Annotated in this window: 17 protein-coding genes; 15 read left to right on the top strand and 2 right to left on the bottom strand. The window is 40.9% G+C overall.

Annotation, left to right across the window (positions count from 1 at the left end; all coding sequences use genetic code 11):
* The first annotated feature begins 22 nt into the window (after positions 1 to 22).
* Both MN086_RS07205 and MN086_RS07200 read left to right on the top strand, forming a co-directional pair.
* Positions 23 to 1,744, top strand: coding sequence for an autotransporter assembly complex family protein (locus MN086_RS07205; RefSeq protein WP_248575341.1), 1,722 nt, complete (start codon positions 23 to 25; stop codon positions 1,742 to 1,744).
* Entirely contained in the window at positions 1,741 to 4,932 is a 3,192-nt protein-coding gene (locus tag MN086_RS07200; protein WP_248575340.1) for a translocation/assembly module TamB domain-containing protein, read from the top strand. Before MN086_RS07205 ends, MN086_RS07200 begins: the two co-directional genes overlap by 4 nt.
* A 10-nt stretch (positions 4,933 to 4,942) precedes the next feature.
* On the opposite strand, the gene nspC is transcribed toward MN086_RS07200, so the two are convergent.
* Positions 4,943 to 6,079, bottom strand: coding sequence for a carboxynorspermidine decarboxylase (gene nspC / locus MN086_RS07195; protein ID WP_248575339.1), 1,137 nt, complete (start codon positions 6,077 to 6,079; stop codon positions 4,943 to 4,945).
* 82 nt (positions 6,080 to 6,161) lie between these two features.
* On the opposite strand from nspC, the gene MN086_RS07190 reads away from it, so the two are divergent.
* From MN086_RS07190 to MN086_RS07155, 8 genes are all read left to right on the top strand, one after another.
* Positions 6,162 to 6,641: a hypothetical protein gene (locus MN086_RS07190; protein WP_248575338.1), complete on the top strand. Its 480-nt coding sequence runs from the start codon at positions 6,162 to 6,164 to the stop codon at positions 6,639 to 6,641.
* A gap of 91 nt (positions 6,642 to 6,732) precedes the next feature.
* Positions 6,733 to 6,867 (top strand): 50S ribosomal protein L34, encoded by a 135-nt coding sequence (rpmH, locus tag MN086_RS07185; RefSeq protein ID WP_223891047.1) that lies wholly within the window; start codon positions 6,733 to 6,735, stop codon positions 6,865 to 6,867.
* Positions 6,868 to 6,885: 18 nt separating this feature from the next.
* The gene (gene rnpA / locus MN086_RS07180; protein WP_371875220.1) at positions 6,886 to 7,230 is read left to right on the top strand and encodes a ribonuclease P protein component; all 345 of its coding nucleotides are present in this window, start codon (positions 6,886 to 6,888) and stop codon (positions 7,228 to 7,230) included.
* 65 nt (positions 7,231 to 7,295) lie between these two features.
* Positions 7,296 to 8,900 (top strand): membrane protein insertase YidC, encoded by a 1,605-nt coding sequence (gene yidC, locus MN086_RS07175; RefSeq protein ID WP_248575336.1) that lies wholly within the window; start codon positions 7,296 to 7,298, stop codon positions 8,898 to 8,900.
* 3 nt (positions 8,901 to 8,903) lie between these two features.
* Complete coding sequence (locus tag MN086_RS07170; RefSeq protein ID WP_248575335.1) at positions 8,904 to 9,755, top strand: Jag N-terminal domain-containing protein; 852 nt, start codon at positions 8,904 to 8,906, stop codon at positions 9,753 to 9,755.
* Positions 9,748 to 11,088, top strand: coding sequence for a tRNA uridine-5-carboxymethylaminomethyl(34) synthesis GTPase MnmE (gene mnmE, locus MN086_RS07165; protein WP_248575334.1), 1,341 nt, complete (start codon positions 9,748 to 9,750; stop codon positions 11,086 to 11,088). The genes MN086_RS07170 and mnmE overlap by 8 nt, the downstream gene beginning before the upstream one ends.
* A gap of 7 nt (positions 11,089 to 11,095) precedes the next feature.
* On the top strand, positions 11,096 to 11,413 hold the full coding sequence (locus MN086_RS07160; protein ID WP_248575333.1) for an SEL1-like repeat protein: 318 nt from the start codon (positions 11,096 to 11,098) through the stop codon (positions 11,411 to 11,413).
* A gap of 53 nt (positions 11,414 to 11,466) precedes the next feature.
* Positions 11,467 to 12,090 carry a carboxypeptidase-like regulatory domain-containing protein gene (locus MN086_RS07155; protein WP_248575332.1) on the top strand — a complete coding sequence of 208 codons (624 nt, stop codon included), beginning with the start codon at positions 11,467 to 11,469 and terminating at the stop codon, positions 12,088 to 12,090.
* A gap of 13 nt (positions 12,091 to 12,103) precedes the next feature.
* On the opposite strand, the gene MN086_RS07150 is transcribed toward MN086_RS07155, so the two are convergent.
* On the bottom strand, positions 12,104 to 12,784 hold the full coding sequence (locus tag MN086_RS07150; protein WP_248575331.1) for a dUTP diphosphatase: 681 nt from the start codon (positions 12,782 to 12,784) through the stop codon (positions 12,104 to 12,106).
* 105 nt (positions 12,785 to 12,889) lie between these two features.
* On the opposite strand from MN086_RS07150, the gene purL reads away from it, so the two are divergent.
* From purL to MN086_RS07125, 5 genes are all read left to right on the top strand, one after another.
* On the top strand, positions 12,890 to 15,112 hold the full coding sequence (gene purL, locus MN086_RS07145; RefSeq protein WP_248575330.1) for a phosphoribosylformylglycinamidine synthase subunit PurL: 2,223 nt from the start codon (positions 12,890 to 12,892) through the stop codon (positions 15,110 to 15,112).
* 298 nt (positions 15,113 to 15,410) lie between these two features.
* Positions 15,411 to 16,943: a bifunctional phosphoribosylaminoimidazolecarboxamide formyltransferase/IMP cyclohydrolase gene (gene purH, locus MN086_RS07140; RefSeq protein ID WP_248575329.1), complete on the top strand. Its 1,533-nt coding sequence runs from the start codon at positions 15,411 to 15,413 to the stop codon at positions 16,941 to 16,943.
* A 109-nt stretch (positions 16,944 to 17,052) separates the two neighbouring features.
* Entirely contained in the window at positions 17,053 to 17,388 is a 336-nt protein-coding gene (locus MN086_RS07135; protein ID WP_248575328.1) for a DsrE family protein, read from the top strand.
* A gap of 72 nt (positions 17,389 to 17,460) precedes the next feature.
* Positions 17,461 to 18,330, top strand: coding sequence for a glucose-1-phosphate thymidylyltransferase RfbA (rfbA, locus tag MN086_RS07130; RefSeq protein ID WP_248575327.1), 870 nt, complete (start codon positions 17,461 to 17,463; stop codon positions 18,328 to 18,330).
* 80 nt (positions 18,331 to 18,410) lie between these two features.
* Positions 18,411 to 19,874 carry an MBOAT family protein gene (locus MN086_RS07125; RefSeq protein WP_248575326.1) on the top strand — a complete coding sequence of 488 codons (1,464 nt, stop codon included), beginning with the start codon at positions 18,411 to 18,413 and terminating at the stop codon, positions 19,872 to 19,874.
* Position 19,875 lies beyond the last annotated feature (1 nt).

Raw genomic sequence — 19,875 nt, 5'->3', positions numbered from 1 at the left:
TATAGTCTTTATGATGATATGCATGTTCACTTTACTTGGTGCTGATGAGATCAAATTGCCTACCCATGAGATACATCTTACCGGACAACAACATTTCGAGGAATCCGATCTGCAAGATGCCTTGGGTGTGACAACACCAGGTTTTTTCCAATTTTGGAAAGATGATACCCCTCGTATAAAAGATAAACTGATTCCCTCTTTAAGACCCTCACTCAAAAGCTTTTATGAATCAGAAGGGTTTTATGATGCCAATTTTACCATTCAAGAGACCAACACGACCATCTTTGTGACCATCAGTGAAAATGAACCTGTAAGGGTGAGAGATATCAATCTCTCCTGTGACTATAATATCTCTTCGCTGGTCACCATGAAAAAGGGTGATATCTTTAGAGCTGAAACCTTTATAGAAATCAAAAGTAAGATCATCGCACAGTTACTCAAAGAGGGGTATTGCAGTTATGACCTGGACACGAAAGCCTATGTAGACCTGGATCTGCATACCGTTGATCTGCGTTACATACTACGCAAAGGCGGCATATGTACGTTTGGAAAGTTGACTACTTCAGGGTTGGAGACCATAGATGAGGATGTCATCAGGTCACGCATCAAAGCCAAAGAGGGTGAGCGGTACAGTACGGATCGCATACAGGATACATCCAATAGACTCTATGGACTGGATGCCTTTGACAGTGTACTTATCAATGTAGATAGAAAGTTCTACAATGTTGTACCAGTAGATATCACCTTTACAGAGATGGAAAAACCCTACCATTTGGAAGCAGGTGCAGGCTATGATACCTATGTAGGAATGCGTGTGCTTGGTGAGATCACCAAACACAACTTTCTAGGAGATGCGCAGCGCTTAAGTTTCAAAACTTCCCTGTCACAAAGAGAGCAATTGGTTATGGTCACGTATTTTAAGCCGGCACTTATGGATATCCTTGGTTACAATACTGATCTGGGTGGAAGGTTGGGATACTCAAACCTGGAGTTCGATGGATTCAAAGAAGAGAAAACATTTGTCAGAGCATATCTGGAGCATGAAGAGGGAAGGGTAACATTGAGAGCAGGTGTTGCATTGGAAGATATTATTATCACCGAATTAAATCTTGCTCCTGGTACTGAGTTATCACAAGCTGTCACTGAGGGTAATTTCCCACTTTTATATCCTTATGTGGATTTTCTTTACGATGCCAGAGATTCCAAACTCAACCCAAAATATGGATATTACCTCTCTGCTTACGCTGAATTCGGCCTCTCCTATGATGAGGAAGCCAGTGTCTATTTGAAGACCTTATTTGAAGGCAGGATCATCCATACATTCTCTGACCTTACACTTGCTGCTGTAGGAAAGGTGGGGATAGTGGATGTTTCAACGCAGAACGGCTTGCCTGAATCGAAGTATTTTTTTGGCGGAGGAGCATACTCAAACCGTGCATATGGATTTAGAGAACTGGGAGTGATCCTCTCTCCTACAGAAGACAGTATCTATGGGGCTTCAAGCATGGCTAATCTCTCTTTGGAAGCGGATTACCCGGTTTGGGGCGATGTGTATGGTGCCATTTTTACGGACAATACTATGCTGACGGATGAAAGTTATAATTTTAAAGGAGAGATCATTTCAGCTGTAGGTGTAGGGGCCAGGTATATGACACCTATAGGCCCCTTTAAACTGGATGTAGGTTTCAATGTCAATGATTTCTCACAGTATGGTATCTCATTTCAAATAGGACAATCATTTTGAAGTATTCATCACTTTACAGACCGTTGTTATGGATGAGAAAGATCATTATCTATCTACTCATAACTGCTATAGTGATGGGACTCGCTCTTTATTTTATCGTCAATTCAGCGTTTGTTGTCAGGAAAGTGGCCGATACCTTTGCTCCTGATTACAACATCTCTTACAGCCGTATCCATGGAAATGTATTGACGGGAGTGAAGATAGAGGATCTGGCATATAATAGAGATCCGCTGGCTAAACATCTGACGCTGAAATGGAACCCTGCCGGACTCTTTAAGAAGACGATCATTGTGAATACGCTTCAGATAGAAAAAGCCAATGTGGATACGATCAAAACACTGATCGCTTCTCTCTCATCTGCAGAAAATAATCAAAGCAATGAAAACAGTACTGCTGAATCTTTGGGAATAGACATAAGTGTGCACCATGCTTCACTGAGTCTTGAACCTTTTTCTGAACAGGGGATAGGTATCTCAAATGTGATATTGGATGTAAAGGATGTACTGTATAGCAGTGATAGTATGGATGTACGTGCATTGGCTCTGCAGGTGGACTCTAATGTGACAAAGATCACTTTGAAGGCAGGTTTGAAAGATGGAGATCTTCATGTAAGAGAATTGACCATAAAAGAGGTTGACACGCTTGCACTGCAAGCACTTTTTGTTCCGGACAGTAATGAAAGTAATAAAAGTGATGTTGTAGTTACACAGGAAGAGAATACCGGTAAAGACAGACCGGTGATCCCATGGATGCCCAAATGGGTACATTTAGACAAAGTAAAGATCAATACACTTCCTTTTGTCTATGGCCCTGTAGATTCGAAAGCGTTCAATGTAAGCGGAAGGGATGCTGTTTTTGATGTTGAAAAACTTCTACTTCAAAAGGCTGACCTGAATGTGCATAGCAGTACAAATCTCAGTGATATCTATTATAAGACGAAAGTGAAGAACAATAAACTCATCGGAAAAGTGGATTTTAAACCTAAAAAGGCACTCTTTAAACTCTATGACCTGCCTATAAGAAGAGAAGCGGTGGGGGATATTTTTGTTGATCTCAATGTCTCACGATCTATGGTAAGTTCTGATCTGAAAATAAAGATGGAACAGGTCCTAAAGGCCGGCATCAATGATTTTAATCTTGATATCAATCATTTACATGTACATGCAAGCTATGATATCGAAAAAAACACTCTGCAGTCCAAGAGTGATCTAGTGCTCACAACACCGTATGCAAAAGATGTTCTGGTGACCAACTTTTTTACGATGGATAAGCAGATCAGTTACAGCGGAGAGATACAGGCTGATCAATTCACGGGGATAGATCAAAAATTTGTTAAACCGCTTCATCACTTAAGAGTCAGATACAAAGGTGATGGACAGAGCATTAAAACAGAGATAGAAGCAGACAATCTACAAGGCACATTTATCTCCCCTGATTTCAAAAAGGCTACATTACATTTAGAGAACAAGCAACCATTGCTGCTTAATGAATTTATAGCGCTTCCTTCAGAACTGAACCAAACAAAAGCCAATATAGTGATAGATGCACCTATCAGTTTTGAAAATAACAGTTCGCTGATGGCCTATGCGAAAATAGATTCCAATATGGTGAATATCGATGCGAACATAAGTTTTAAAGAGAGATTGCAGGTAAAAACCGTGACACACATACCCAAAGAGTCACTCTTGCGTACGTACAACAGATCTGTAAAGTGGGATCATCTGGATCCTGTCAAAAGTGATATCGAACTTTTAGGAAAGCGTGTAGAGACTGTCGTTACAGCAGGCAGTGTGAAAGCGAATGCAGTGTATGATATGAACAGCACTCACGTAGAAGGAACAGTTACATTAGGCGGTTTACATGCTAGTGTGAACGGTATGCCTCAAGAAAAAATAACAGTAGAGACCAAGATCACTTCTCTCAATGCGTTGATAGAGAGTGTTGAACGTGTCTATACGCTTGGGGATATACCTGTACTCAAAGGGAGTGGAGAGCTATCTGTAATACTGAGTGAGATGAAAACTATCGATATTGCACTGAGATCACCGCAGATCAGCTACCAACCAGACCATAAAACAGAACATATCGTCAATGATATAGATCTGGCAGTGAACCTGCAGGATGAAAAAATTGTATTGAACCGTTATGCTTTGACATATGGGGGGCAAAAACTTTATTCTACAAAACCCTCAACGATATTTTTGAACGATCAAAATGTAACTATGGAACCTATTTGGCTGAATGATGAACTGAAGGTGGTGGGCACATATGATCTAAAAGCCAGAAAAGGGACGATCGAAGCGGAAGCAGATATCTTACATATCGTACATGAGATCGTCGATCTGGAGAGTGATATAGATATTAAGACAGTGCTGGATGGGAACAAAACATCGGTCAATGGAGAGATCACTCTTTTAGGTGGCCATATACACTATGACCTGGGCCAAAAGACCTATGCTTCTGACAGTGATATCATCATCGTTCAAGATATTAAAGAGAAAAAAACAAGTCCATTTATGGATGGACTCAGTACTTCCGTACAGATAAAGACAAAAAAACCTCTTATCTATAAAAAAGGCAATGTAGATATTAAAGCTGCTGTGGATCTGAGTCTCTATAAGGCAGAAGAGTCAGAGTTAATGCTCTTGGGTTCAGTAGAGATACTGAAAGGCGGAAGCTATACTTTCGAGGGTAAGAAGTTTATTTTGGATAAGAGTTATGTGCACTTTACGGGCAATCCAAACAAACCTCTGCTTGAAGCAAGTGTAACCTATCAATCTCTGAATCATCTGATCACTATCAGGATCACCGGTTCAGCCGATATGCCCAATATCCATTTCACTTCCAAACCTTCACTGACCAAAGAACAGATATTGTCGATCATTTTATTTGATTCAGAGGCTGGTGCCGGTACGAACAGCGGTGAAGATATGATGAAAATGATGGGAGGTGCTATGGCAAAGTCAGCCCTTTCAGACCTGGGCGTGCAGCTGGACCATCTTGTGCTGGGTGAGGGCAAAAGTATAGAGGTAGGTAAAAAGTTGACCAATAAGATCACGATCATCTATGTCAATGATGAGGTCTCCAGTGTAAAACTCAAATATGAACACGGGAAACGTACGGAGAGTGTGATAGGTGTAAGTGAAGAGTCACAATCCTATGATATACTCTATAAAAGGGATTTTTAAACCTCTTGGTCTAAGAAAGTCTCTGTTTAAAATCCTCATATCCGAAGTTACGTACTACTTCTATCGTGCCATCGAGTTTTTGAATGGCAATAGAGGGAAGCTTCACCCCGTTAAAGGTCGTGGCTTTGACCATGGTATAGTGCATTTGGTCTTCAAAGATGACTTTCTCTCCTATCTTAAGCGGTGCATCAAAGCTGTAGTCTCCCATAATATCTCCAGCCAGACAGGTATTTCCTGCCAGACGATAGGTGTGTGCCTTTTCTCCAGCTTCTCCTGAATCACGTACATCAGCACGGTAAGGCATGATGATCGTGTCAGGCATGTGTGCTTCGGCGGAAGAGTCCAGGATCGCGATATCCATACCGTTGTGTACGATATCCAGTACCGTGGTGATCAGTGGCCCGGTCTGCCATCCTATGGCTTCACCGGGTTCAAGATAGACCTCTACCTCATATCTCTTTTTAAAATCCTTGATAAGCGCGATAAGCTTCTGTGTATCATACCCTTCACGTGTGATATGATGTCCTCCGCCAAAGTTTATCCATTTCATTTTCGGTATATAGGCAGCAAACTTCTCTTCAAAGTTTTTGAGTACGTTTTCAAGGGCATCACTCCCTTGCTCACACAGTGCATGAAAATGCAAACCATCACAATCGTCTAAAATGGCATCATCCATATTCTGCACGGTTGTTCCGAGTCTGGAGTAGAGTCCGCAAGGATTGTATATCTCTTTGGGTGACTCTGAATATTCCGGATTGACACGCAGTCCCAATGAGAGTTTCGGATTGATCTTCTTCGCCTGCGAAGCAAACCGGCGGAACTGGGCAGGGGAATTAAAGGCCAGGTGGTGTGATATCTTGGCTATCTCATCGATCTCCTCTTCCTTAAAGGCAGGAGAGTAGGTATGTACCTCTTTGGAGAATGTTTCATCCGCAAGCTTGGCTTCATGCAGTCCGCTGGCACAGCATCCGTCAAGATAAGGTTTAATGAGTGGAAAACTTTTCCACAATGCATACCCTTTGAGAGCAAGCAGTACTTTCGCGCCGCTCTGTTCTTTGATCTGTGAGATCACCTCAAGGTTTTTAAGCAGTTTCTCTTCTTCCAAGAGCCAACAAGGAGATGGTAAAGTATCGTATATATTGTTCATGAGAAATTATAACAATAGAATACAAAATATTTTGTTATAATGGAACAAATAATTTGTTGAGATAGGAAGGAGAACTATTAGTATGGGTGCAAGGGAAAATGACAATCGTAGTGAAGGCTTGAGATTTAACGGTAAGGAGATCCAACTTGCGGTTAAAATGTTAGATAAATTAGAAGCTACGATCGATATTATTTATTATCTTATGGAGAATGAGAATCAACAGGCATTTGTGCTCATGCTATTGACAGCGAAAGATGTAGATCTCAGTACCTTATTGGAGAGAGAGAAGCGTGAAACCGATATTTTATTTGAAATCGATCAAGAGGAACCGCTCTACGTGATGCTTTGTCAAGATACCAAAGTTGATGGAGGATATCGGTTTGCAGAGAGACTGATTGGAAAAATCCAGTCAGATGAGGGTTCAGATGTCTATTGTACTGAACTGGAAGTAAGAGCAACACACTATACACCGAAACAAGTGATACTTAAACTGCTTGAAACGTTTGCAAAAAGTAAACTGTCGAATAAGTCTAATGAAATTGTTTTCAGAAGCTTGCAATAATTAGTAGGTTTTAAGGGATTTTACAGTAGAATCCCGTCCAACTATAACAACTGCAGGAATGCAGGTAAAATTTTATTAAGGATGATTCGGAATGAAAAGAACATACCAACCTCATAGCACACCAAGAAAAAGAACGCACGGATTCAGAACAAGAATGAAAACTAAAAACGGTAGAAAAGTTATTTCTGCAAGAAGAGCTAAGGGTAGAAAAAGACTATCTGTATAATACTTCTGGTATACAACCATCAGTTCTATAAAACATTTTACTAGGATCAAAACCAGTAAAGAGTTTAACAGCGTGTATAAACACGCCACAAAAACATGGCATACACCTTATTTTGTACTTTTCTTTAAAAGAAGTAATGAGTATAAAGTAGGTTTTGTTGCCTCTAAAAAAATTGGAAATGCAGTTCATCGAAACAGAGCAAAACGTTTGTTAAGAGCACATTTCATCGAAAATATAGACCTCTTATCTCAAGGTAGTTACGTATTAGTTGCAAAACCTGCGCTTATCGAAGAAAACTACACTGTGACCCGTAAGGCGTATCTACATGCACTAAAGAAGTGTACTGCAACCATAGGGTTATAGGATATACCCTTTTTTTAACACATTTAACACTATACTATCGTTGATATATTATAAAAGGCATAATTTTGGAACAACAAGATTTAAATAAACGACTTCTTCTGGCACTGGCACTTTCTTTCTTTGTATTTATAGGATATAGCTATTTTTTCCCACCTGAAAAACCTACACAAACCACAGAACAAACAAATACAGCACATCAAACGCCTAAGGTAGATCAAACATCCAGTACCAATGTAGCCGCACCAAGTGCTTCAACAGCCACAGCAGCCAGTGCTCCGGTTCAAACGGCATCAACAGCCTTGATCACAGTAAAATCTGATCACTTTATCATGACCGTGGATGCATACGGACGTATCTCTCAAGTTGAACTTTTAGAAGCGAAGTATCATGATGAAGATGGTAACAATCTGAAAATTTTAGGTGTGAATGAAGTCAAACCTCTGGAAGTAAGATTTTCAGATGCTGCATTGAATGAAGAAGCATTTAAAACCCCTTATGTGAACAGTGGAAGTAAAACGGTAGATGTGAGTGAAGGTCCTCAAACAGTGACTTTGACACAAACACTCTCTTCTGTGACCGTGACAAAAAAGATCACTTTCAAGCCTACCGGAGAGTATCATGTAACAGTGACAACTTCTTCACCTACACCATACTTCATTACACCAGGACACAGACCGGTAGCTGATGAGTCTATGTATATGCTGGTAAGAGGGGCATTGGTAAAAGGAGCGGATAATATCATCAATACGATCGAAGACGGCGATGCTGAAGGGTATGAAAAGTTCCAAAATGCAAAAATAGCCTCTGCTTTTGACAGATATGTTGCTTCAATGTTCTTCGATTTTGAAAAGGGGATGAATGTTTCTATCTTAAAAGAGGCCAATGGTGACCCTCTTATCTTTGTACAGGGGGAAGATACATTAGCATTGAATGCCTACATCGGACCCAAAGAGGACAAAATACTCAGAGCGATCCATCCTGAACTTACAGACGCGATCGAATTTGGATGGTTCTCATTTCTTGCAAAACCGTTCTTCAAAATACTGCTCTGGATCAATGACTATGTGGGTAACTGGGGTTGGGCGATCATCCTCTTTACCTTGCTTGTAAAGTTTGTACTGTTCCCTCTTTCATACAAAGGGATGATGTCTATGAACAAGCTCAAAGACCTGGCACCTAAGATGAAAGAGATCAAAGAGAAGTATAAAGGTGACCCTGCAAAAATGAATGCGCAGATGATGGAAATGTATAAGAAACACGGTGCAAACCCTATGGGCGGATGTCTACCGCTTCTTCTGCAGATTCCTGTTTTCTTTGCGCTTTACCGTGTACTTTTAAATGCAGATGAACTACAAGGTGCCGGATGGATACTCTGGATAGAGAACCTTGCAGTGATGGACCCTTATTTTGTACTTCCTGTTTTAATGGGTGCATCTATGTGGTTCCAGCAAAAGATCACGCCAAGTAACTTTACCGATCCGTTACAGGAGAAGATCTTTAAGTGGTTCCCTGTGATCATGACAGTATTCTTTATCTATTTCCCATCTGGTCTTGTATTGTACTGGTTAGTAAACAACTTGTTTACAATCGCGCAACAATACTTTATCAACCATATGTATGCAAAACAAAAAGCGTTAGCAGTGGCAGCGCACAAGAAAACAAAGGACTAGGTGATGAAAAAGGTTGAAGCACCGACATTGGAAGAAGCGTATCAGCAAGCTTCTCAAATGTTGGGCTGTTCTGTTTCTGAACTTCAGTCTGAAGTGATACAGCATCCTTCCAAAGGGTTCCTCGGCCTTTTGAAAAAAAGTGCGATCATTGTAGCAACATGCCAAAAAACGGCTTCTTCGCATACAAAAAATGAACTGAAAAAAGAAGCATCTCCTCTTCCGACTGCGGAAGAGAATGTTGCATCTGAAATCATAGCGGCCGTCAAAGAAGAACAAGCTACCCATATTGAACCTGAAATTGAAAAAGATGCCATTGTCGATAGCTTTTTTGAAGCTGATCATTATAGCGATGACCTTGAAACGTTTGAAGAAGAAACAGTTGTCTATGATGAGTTGGCACTGATGATAGAAGATCAACTCAAAGAGCTGCTTTCCCACTCTTGTTTTGATATAGATGTGGTTGAAGTGGATGTTAGAGACAATACAGCACTGATCTTCATCGATGGTGAGGATGCAGCACTGCTTATAGGTAAAGAGGGATACCGATATAATGCACTCTCTTATATGCTGTTTAACTGGCTGCATGCAAAATATGAACTCTTTATTAAGCTGGAGATCGCAGAGTTCTTAACGACACAGCAGGAGATGATACGTAATTATATCAAGCCGGTCATTGAACATGTTGAAAAGCAGGGGAAAGGTAAAACACGTTTCCTTGACGGCATCTTGGTACAAATTGCACTCGAACAGTTACGTGAAAGATTCCCCGATAAGTATGTGGCAGTCAAAACAGCCAGAGAAGGTAAAAAATTTGTTGTCATAAACGAATTTAATAATAATAAGTCCCATGCATAACACGATAACCGCTATTGCCACTGCACATGGTGTCTCTTCTATCTCTATCATTAGAGTGAGCGGAGATGCTGCACTGGAGATTGCACATAAGATATCTCATTTAGAAAACATTACCCCAAGACACGCACACCTTACTTCTCTGTATAACTATAACAATGAACTGATAGACCATGCGATCATGATCTACTTTGCTGCACCGAACAGTTTTACAGGTGAAGAGGTCGTAGAGTTTCAATGTCACGGCGGGATGATCGTTGCGCAGGAGATACTCGATACCATCACCTCTTATGGCGTAAGACTTGCAGAACCCGGCGAGTTCTCCAAGCGTGCATTTCTCAACGGAAAGATAGACCTGACAGAGGCAGAGGCCATTTCAAAATTGATAGAAGCCAAAAGTGTAGATGCGGCTAAGATCCTGGCTAAGCAAATGAAAGGCGAACTCAAAACCTTTGTGGATGAGAGCAGGGATGCACTTTTAAGATCTTTGGCCTACTCTGAAGTGATGATAGATTATGCGGAAGAGGACATCCCTGATGACATCATGAACAGTATATCTACACAGCTCGATGCACTCACAGAGCAGATAGAACAGATCGTTGAAGCGAGTCACAGACGAAGAGGTTTGATAGAAGGTTTCAAAGTTGCGATCGTGGGGAAACCGAATGTAGGGAAGAGTTCTCTGCTCAATGCTCTGCTTTCGTATGACAGGGCCATTGTCAGCGATATCGCAGGTACGACCAGAGATACGATCGAGGAGCAGGTCCGTATCGGTTCACATATCATACGGTTGGTAGATACCGCAGGGATACGTGAATCAGAGGATACGATAGAGAAGATAGGGATAGAACGCTCACTCTCATCCCTGAAGGATGCGGATGTCATTGTTGCACTTTTTGACAGCTCAAGACCATTTGATGAGGAAGATGCAAAGATACTCTCTATTCTGGAAGCAGTAGAAGACAAACATATCGTGGTTGCCCTGAACAAATCGGATCTTGATAGCGTTTTTGATACTGGGAAACTTCATGCCTATGAGGTATTGGAGGTCAGTGCAAAAAAAGCTTTTGTGAAACTCACAGAAAGACTTGAACGCCTTTTTGACAGCATCGGAGAGGGAGAAGAGCTCATGCTCATCTCATCCAGACAGATCGAAGCCGTCAATAAAGCAAAATCCTCTATCCAAGAAGCCAAAGAACCTTTAATGCTTGGAGAATTGGAGTTTTTTTCTTACCATTTGCAAGAAGCGGTCAAGTCTATCTCATCGATCTCTAAACCGTATGACAATGAAGAGATACTGGATAAAATGTTCGGTGAGTTCTGTTTAGGAAAATAGGATAGAGATGCTTGAGTACTTGAATGATCTGGAGAATGTAGAGCTTTATATACTGTTAGCTTTGTTCCTTTTTACGATCTGGTTCATCTTGAATACGGTCAAGTATTATAAAGGTGAAAAAAGAAAAGTAAGGCACCTGCATCGATTTGCTAAAGAGGGTGAAGCTGAGGCACAACACTCTTTAGCAGAGAGATACCGTAAGGGGTATTTAGTCAAAAAAAGTTGTAAAAAGGCAGCATTCTGGTACCAAAAGGCTGCTTTTTCCGGTGATGAGAATGCAAAAAGTTTTCTAGAAAAGCTGCGTGAGAAGAAACATTGTTCATAGACGATAGTAAAGTTAATTGTGTATAATGTCGAAATTATAAATGAAGGTATAAAATGTTTAAACTAGGCACTATGATCATAATGTCACTGATGGCAATGTCTTTATTTACAGGATGTGTACAGAGAGATATCCATTTTAATCAAAATAGCAATTTTTGGGCTAACTATAGTAGCGCAGATGATGTCAATATGTCCGATGATAACCTTACAGAATCTGAAATGATGATCACCGAAGATGGTGAAGAGAATAAAATGGCACGTATTGAATTCCCTGAATCAGAGTATTATCGTTTGGCTAGAACAGGTAAAGGAACCATCAAGGGTACCATTTATGTGAAGGATTACTATAATAGACGTATATTGGGAGCAAGTACACGACTCTACCTCAATCCGATCACAAGTTATTCTGAACAGTGGTATGAAGAGAGTTATTTAGGCGGGTATAAGATGCAGGAAGCGGATCCTAGACTCTTTAACTATTTAAAATTCACTGCGTCAGACCAAAATGGAAATTTTGCCTTTTATGGCGTACCTTCGGGAAGCTATTATCTGATAGGTACGGTGAAATGTGGAGAAGAGTGTGGGTATGAGAGTATGAAAAATATCCGTATAGCCACGAAAGTGAGTGTAGTTGGAAATCAAGTCGTGGAGCAGGATCTGACCAGGAGTGTCGAGTAGCCCCCCTGTTTACTTATCCCTTCGGATAAGCTTCTTTTAATGCTTGGTAGAGGCCATCTGGCGTCACATCTTCATTAGCTTCAAGAACACGTTGCATCGCAACGTTATCTTCTTCACCATTCCATATTTTGATGTAGGTACCCTCTTTATAGCCGTGGTCCTGTCTGAACTGGTTTAAGATATTCTTCCCCACATAGAGTCTATACAATGCATCTAGGTTGAGTCCGGACTGTACGGCCACATCGATAAATGCTTCCATGAATTTTTCTGTAGGTTCATCACAGAAGATCGTTCTCATCAAGTGTTCCACCACTTCGATCTGTGCATAATGATCTTTCGTTGTAGGTGTGATCTCAGCTGTAAATGTTTGAAAATTCGGCAATGCATTGATATTTGCAGCCAAAGTCTCAATACTCCCAAGATTTTGCATCTTGTAGTCTTCGAGTCCCTGTGACATAATGAAATGCCAAATATCCACAGCTTCTATCTGAATGTTTGCATAATCAGGTTGGGCATCTATATTTTTCCAGTGTTTCCAAGGGTAAGACTCTATTAATTCTGCACACTCCAAATAGGTACAACGTTTCCAGTCAATGTGTTTCCCGTGTTTGGTGATACCTTTTTCCCAACCTTCACCATTGGTTGCATCATTGAGTTGTTGTTGAAGCAGTAGCATCTGTAAAATCTTGTCCATTTATCACCTTTAATTTGTAGTAAAATATTCTACCTTTTTATCACTTATTTAGTACTTTTTGAGTAAAATATGAGCCTTATTTCACCCCCTAAAAGGACACTATTTATGTCACAGCCTATTGAAAATCTAGATGAAGTTTTAAAAAACCACAAACTCAGCAAAGAAGAGTACCAGGATATTTTGCGTATCTTGGACGGTCGTCACCCTAATATCGTAGAGATCGGTATTTTTTCTGCTATGTGGTCTGAGCACTGTTCCTATAAATCAAGTACAAAATACCTCAGGGGTTTCCCGACAACAGCACCGTGGGTTATTCAAGGACCAGGTGAAAATGCAGGTGTCATCGATATAGGTGAAGGTATGGCAGCTGTCTTCAAGATGGAGAGTCATAACCACCCGTCATTTATTGAGCCTTTTCAGGGAGCTGCGACAGGTGTAGGCGGGATACTGAGAGATATCTTTACCATGGGAGCAAGACCGGTGGCAAACCTTAATGCGCTGCGTTTTGGTACAGTCAACGGTGACAGTGACATTGCAAAATACCAAAGACACCTGGTTCGCGGTGTGGTAGACGGTATCGGATCTTACGGTAACTGTATGGGTGTGCCTACAATCGGTGGTGAAGTGAGTTTTGATGAGAGTTATAATGGGAACATTCTTGTGAATGCTTTCTCTCTAGGGCTGGTAAAAGCAGATGAGATTTTCCTGGGTGTTGCATCTGGTATAGGAAACTCTGTGATGTATGTCGGTTCTAAAACAGGACGTGACGGTCTTGGTGGAGCTGTGATGAGTTCTGACAGTTTTACTGAAGAGTCCAAATCACTTCGTCCAACGGTGCAGGTGGGTGATCCATTTACAGAGAAACTGCTTCTTGAAGCATGTTTGGAACTCTTCAAGACAGACCATGTCGTAGGTATCCAGGATATGGGTGCGGCAGGGCTTACCTCTTCAGCCTTTGAAATGGCTGGTAAGACAGGTGCAGGTCTAATCATGCACTTGGACAAAGTACCTGCGAGAGAAGAGGGAATGATGCCTTATGACTTTATGCTCTCTGAATCTCAGGAGCGTATGCTTATTTGTGCGAAAAAGGGAAGTGAGCAGGCGATCATCGATATCTTTGAAAAATGGGAACTGGATGTAGCGGTGATTGGTGAAGTGACAGATACGGCACGTATGGAGTTGATGTGGCATGGTGAAAAGTGTGCAGATATGCCTATCGCTCCGGTGAGTGAAGAGGCACCTGTACTGGATAGACCTGTAGCAAGACCTGCGTACCTGGATGAAGTCAATGCCAAAACTGTAGAGAGTTATCCGGCAGTAGATGATCAAAAAGCCTATGAAACACTCCTTTCAAACATCGAGGTCTCAGATAAAGCCTGGGTATACAACCAGTATGACTCTATGGTACAGACCAATACGACGAAGGGGCCGGGAACTCTAGATGCTTCATCTATCCGTATCAAAGAGAACGGAAAAGCTTTGGCGATGAGTTCTGACTGTAACCCGCGTTACTGCTACATCGATCCTAAAAAGGGTGCTGCACTTGCAGTCGTTGAGTCCGGACGTAATGTTGCAATGTCGGGAGCCAGACCACTCTCCATCACGGATTGTCTGAATTACGGTAACCCGGAAAACCCGGAAGTGATGTGGCAGTTCGCTCAGGGGTGTGAGGGTATTAAAGAAGCATGTCTTGAACTCAACACACCTGTGGTCAGTGGAAACGTATCGCTTTATAATGAAACCAATGGGGTCTCTGTATTCCCTACACCTGCGATTGCGATGGTAGGACTTAATGAGGATCAAAACAAAGTTCTTCCTTCAGCATTCCAGGAAGAGGGAAGTCAGATCCTTCTTGTGGGTGAAACAGAAGGCGAGTTCGGCGGTTCTCTTTATATCAAAGCACTGCATGGTGAAACAGCAGGATCTTTACCGACATTTGATTATCAATCTGAACTTGCGTTGTGGGAACTTGTGATCGAAGCCAATAAAAAAGGATTGTTGGAGTCTGCCAAAGATGTGAATGTCGGTGGTATAGCTATAGCACTCTCTAAAATGGCAGCAGTTTCTAACAAAGGTGTAGAGGCTGAGATCGATTTAGAGGATAGTAAGTATATCTTTGATGAGTCTCAAAGCAGAGCTATTTTAGAAGTTTCTTCTGAGAATGTGGAGGATGTGGTTCGTATGGCTATGGAATTGGGAGTTAAAGTAACCAATATCGGTACAGTTGGCGGAGAGAGTGTGAAGGTGAATGATGTAGAGCTTTCTTTAGAGAAAGTGAAAGATCTTTACTTTAATACGTTTGCTCGTACGATTGAGCAGGATCTGTAACATACTTCCTTTTGTTTCCACTCTTCTGAGTGGGAATGCGCTGTGAGTACAGCGAGGAAGTGCCCTTGGGGTGCATACTTGAGTTTATTTCTTTGGATTGATGTATGCATTTCTAATTTTATTTTGGGGATGAGCGTTTTATTTCTACTTTTTTTAGAAAAAAGTAGACAAAAAAGCGTCACTTTTCAAGTGTGCTTCGATGTTACGACGCATGCTTCGCACTATGTGCGCCTTCACATCGGCACACTCAGTGAAAAGTGACATAAAAATGTAAAGAAAAGTTTAAAAGAGAGAAAAAATGAGAGCACTAATATCGGTAAGTGACAAAAGCGGTGTAGAGAACTTTGCCAAAGAGTTGGTAGCGTTAGGTTATGAGATTATTTCTACGGGTGGTACATATAAGAAACTTCAAGATGCGGGTATCGCAGTGATCGAAGCAAATGAAGTGACAAAGTTTCCTGAGTGTTTTGAGGGAAGAGTCAAGACACTTAACCCATATATTCATGGTGGTATCTTACACAGAAGAGATAAACAGTCTCACTTGGATCAGGCAAAAGAGCTTGGCGTTGAGGGGATTGATCTTGTATGTGTGAACCTTTATCCATTTAAAGCTACGATTGAAAAGACGGATGATTTTGAAGAGATCATTGAGAACATTGACATCGGTGGTCCTGCGATGGTAAGAAGTGCTGCGAAGAACTTTGACAGTGTGATCATTGTGACGGATGTAGCAGACTATGACATGGTACTCAATAACTTGAAAAACGATACAAACACCGTAGAGTTCAGAAGAGATATGATGATTAAAGCCTATGAGCATACGGCTGCGTATGATGCTATGATCGCAAACTATATGAACCAAAGATTCAATGACGGTTTTGGTGAGTATCAGTTTATCACAGGTAAAAAGTCGTTCCAGACACGTTATGGTGAGAACCCACACCAAAAGGGTGCACTCTATGAGTTTGATAACCACTTTACAAACAACTTTAAACAGGTCAAAGGTGAAGCAAGCTTTAACAATATCAATGATGTCAACGGTGCACTGAAGATCGCATCAAGTTTTGGTGATGAGAATGCCGTATGTATCGTAAAGCATGGTAACCCTTGTGGTTTTGCTATCAAAGATACACTTCTAGAATCATATACTGAAGCACTCAAATGTGACCCAGTATCTGCGTTTGGTGGAGTCGTTGCAGTGAATGGTGTGGTTACCAAAGAGCTTGCAGAGAAGATGAATGAGATCTTCCTTGAAGTGGTGATGGCAGCAGATTTTGATGCGGAAGCATTGGAAATATTTGAAAAGAAAAAACGTCTTAAACTCTTTGCTCAGGGTGGTACGAAACTTGTTATGTCAAATGACAGCCATGATTTCAAACATGTGGATGGCGGATTTGTCTATCAGAATGCAGACTGTATCTGTGACGGTGAAGTACACAATGCAGAACAAAAATCAGAACTGACGGCCACAGCACAAGAGATGAAAGACCTGGAGATCGCATGGAAAGTGGCAGGTCTTACAAAATCTAACTGTGTGGTCTATGTCAAAGACTCTGCGATGGTAGCCGTAGGTATGGGTATGACAAGTCGTGTGGATGCTGCTCAGTGTGCACTTAAAAAAGCCAAAGAGATGGATCTAGATGTATCTGGAGCTGCTATGGCCTCTGAAGCCTTCTTCCCGTTCCGTGACTCTATCGATGCAGCAGCAGCGGCAGGGGTAAAAGCGATCATCGAACCTGGTGGTTCAATCCGTGATGATGAAGTGATCGAAGCTGCCAATGAACACGGTATCTCTCTTTACTTTACTACGGTAAGACACTTCTTACATTAATTGCTATGGCAGTATGTGATTTACGTACTGCCTTTTTTTACTGATCTTCTCCCTTTTGTAATCTTCTCAAAAATACTATAATACAACCATTACATTGTTAGGAATCATTATGGATAAATTACTTATTGTATGGAGCAGTGCCGAGATAGAGGTAGCCAAAAAGATGGTATTGCTCTACTCAAGTGTCATTCTTCCCAGAGGATACTGGGACAAAGCCCATTTAATGATATGGGGACCTTCGGCAAAACTTTTAGCAGAAAACAGAGAGCTGCAGGAGATGGTATCTAAAATCAAACAAACGGGTGTTGCACTCTCATGCTGTGTGGTATGCAGTGATGAATACGGTGTTACTGAGAAGCTGGCCTTATTAGGAATAGATATGATCCATACCGGAGAACTGCTCACCTCTGCACTAAAGGAAGAGTGGAAAGTGATCACCTTTTAAAAAAAACCTTGCAATATCTATAATGATATGATATAGTTTAATTTAATAATCTATCATAAAGAAAGGGTATTTATGAAAGGTATCATTCTTGCAGGTGGCAGCGGAACCAGACTGCACCCTATCACAAAAGTCACTTCAAAACAACTCCTCCCTGTCTATGACAAACCTATGATCTATTATCCCTTATCTGTTTTGATGTTAGCCGGTATTAAAGAGATATTGATCATTTCAACACCACAGGATATTCATAGGTTTGAAGAACTTTTGGGGGATGGTTCACCTCTTGGGATGACATTCTCTTATGCGACACAAAATTCTCCAAACGGCTTGGCAGAAGCGTTTATCATTGGGGAAGATTTTATCGGTAATGATAGTGTTTGTCTTATATTGGGGGATAATGTTTTTTTTGGATCCGGCCTGACGCCAAGGGTAGAACATGCAGCACAACAGGAAAAAGGTGCAACGATCTTTGGTTATCAGGTCAAAGATCCTGAACGCTTTGGTGTGGTTGAATTTGATGAAAATCATGAAGTGCTTTCCATTGAAGAGAAACCGGAACATCCAAAGAGCAGATTTGCCGTGACTGGACTCTATTTTTATGATAATGATGTAGTAGAAATAGCAAAAACGATCAAGCCGTCTGAACGGGGAGAACTTGAGATCACATCGATCAATCAGGCTTACTTGGAACGGGGTGATCTAAGGGTTGAATTATTAGGACGTGGATTTGCCTGGCTTGATACAGGTACACATGAAAGCTTGGCAGATGCAGGGCAATATATCCGTACGATTGAAAAAAGACAAGGGTATAAGGTAGCGTGTATTGAAGAGATCGCACATTATAAAGGCTGGATCACCGATGAACAGCTTATAGAATTGGCACAACCTCTAAAGAAGACAGAATATGGTCAGTATATGATCGATATGGCTGGTGTGAAATAAGATGAAGGTAGAAAAAATTGAAAGTCATGGATAGTGAGACCTATGTGTAAAGTATAAAATCCCTAAAAAAGGATACGGTAATGTTATTTAATTCATATATATTTATTTTTGCGTTTTTACCTGTTACCTTTTTTGTCTATTTCTATCTAAACAAGAAACGGTTAACCGAAGCAGCTAAAGGTTTTCTGGTATTTTCATCACTTTTCTTTTACAGTTGGTGGAACATTATCTACTTGCCGCTTATTTTGGTTTCTATGCTGTTTAACTATGTTGTAGGCAAACAGCTTACAAAAGTGATGCCTGATCAAAACCATTACTTGAAAAAAAGCCTTTTGATCATTGGGATCATCTCAAATTTGGCTCTGCTCGGGTATTTCAAATATGCCGATTTCTTCATTACGAATTTCAATCGAGTAGTAGACTCAAATATCCCTCTTTTGCACTTGGCTTTACCTTTGGCCATCAGTTTTTTCACTTTTCAGCAAATTGCATATCTGGTTGACAGCTACCGTGGCCAGACACATGAATACGACTTTTTAAACTATGCTGTTTTTGTTGCTTTTTTCCCTCAGCTTATTGCAGGACCGATCGTACACCACGCAGAGATGATGCCGCAGTTTGCCAATTTAAGAAACAAGGTTAAAAATTATCGTCATATTGCTCTGGGTCTTTTTGTCTTTTCTATAGGACTTTTTAAAAAGGTTGTTATCGCGGATACCTTTGCTGTCTGGGCAACCAATGGATTTGATGTAGCAGAGAGACTCAATTTGATCGAAGCCTGGATCACATCACTCTCCTATACTTTTCAATTGTATTTTGATTTTAGCGGCTATACCGATATGGCCATCGGTGCAGCACTGCTGTTTAATATTAAACTGCCGATAAACTTCTCTTCGCCCTATAAAGCCACCTCTATACAAGATTTTTGGAGACGCTGGCATATTACCCTCTCACGCTTTTTAAAAGGATATGTCTATATCCCTTTGGGAGGCAATCGTCATGGTGAGATAAGAACATATAGCAACCTATTCGCAACATTCTTACTCGGAGGCATCTGGCATGGTGCCGGATGGACTTTTGTCTTTTGGGGTGCACTGCATGGTCTGGCACTTGTCATTCACAGGGCATGGCATAAACTCGGTTTTAGAATGTATACGTTTATAGCCTGGTTCATTACATTCAACTTTATCAATGCAAGTTGGGTATTTTTCCGTGCAAAAGAGTTTGAAGATGCGATAAAAGTATTGAAAGGGATGAGCGGTATGACAGGGATCAATCTTCCATACGGCTTATCTACGAAATTATCATTTCTAACCCAATATGGTGTTGATTTTGGAAATTTTATTGTGGAAACAGGGGGAGATACCTATACCTTTATTTGGCTAATAGCAGGTATGGTATTTGTATTAGCCTTTAAAAATTCAGTGGAGTTGGCAAACAGTTTCAAAGTATCGTATAAAACCATGTTGTTCTCAGGGATACTCTTTTCAGTGGGAGTTTTATCAATGAATAAAGTTTCAGAATTTCTATATTTTAATTTTTAGA

The sequence above is a fragment of the Sulfurovum sp. XGS-02 genome, assembly GCF_023213175.1.
Classification (GTDB): Bacteria; Campylobacterota; Campylobacteria; order Campylobacterales; family Sulfurovaceae; genus Sulfurovum.
The sequence above is the reverse complement of the archived record's forward strand: the minus strand, read 5'-3'. Positions and strand labels throughout refer to the sequence as shown.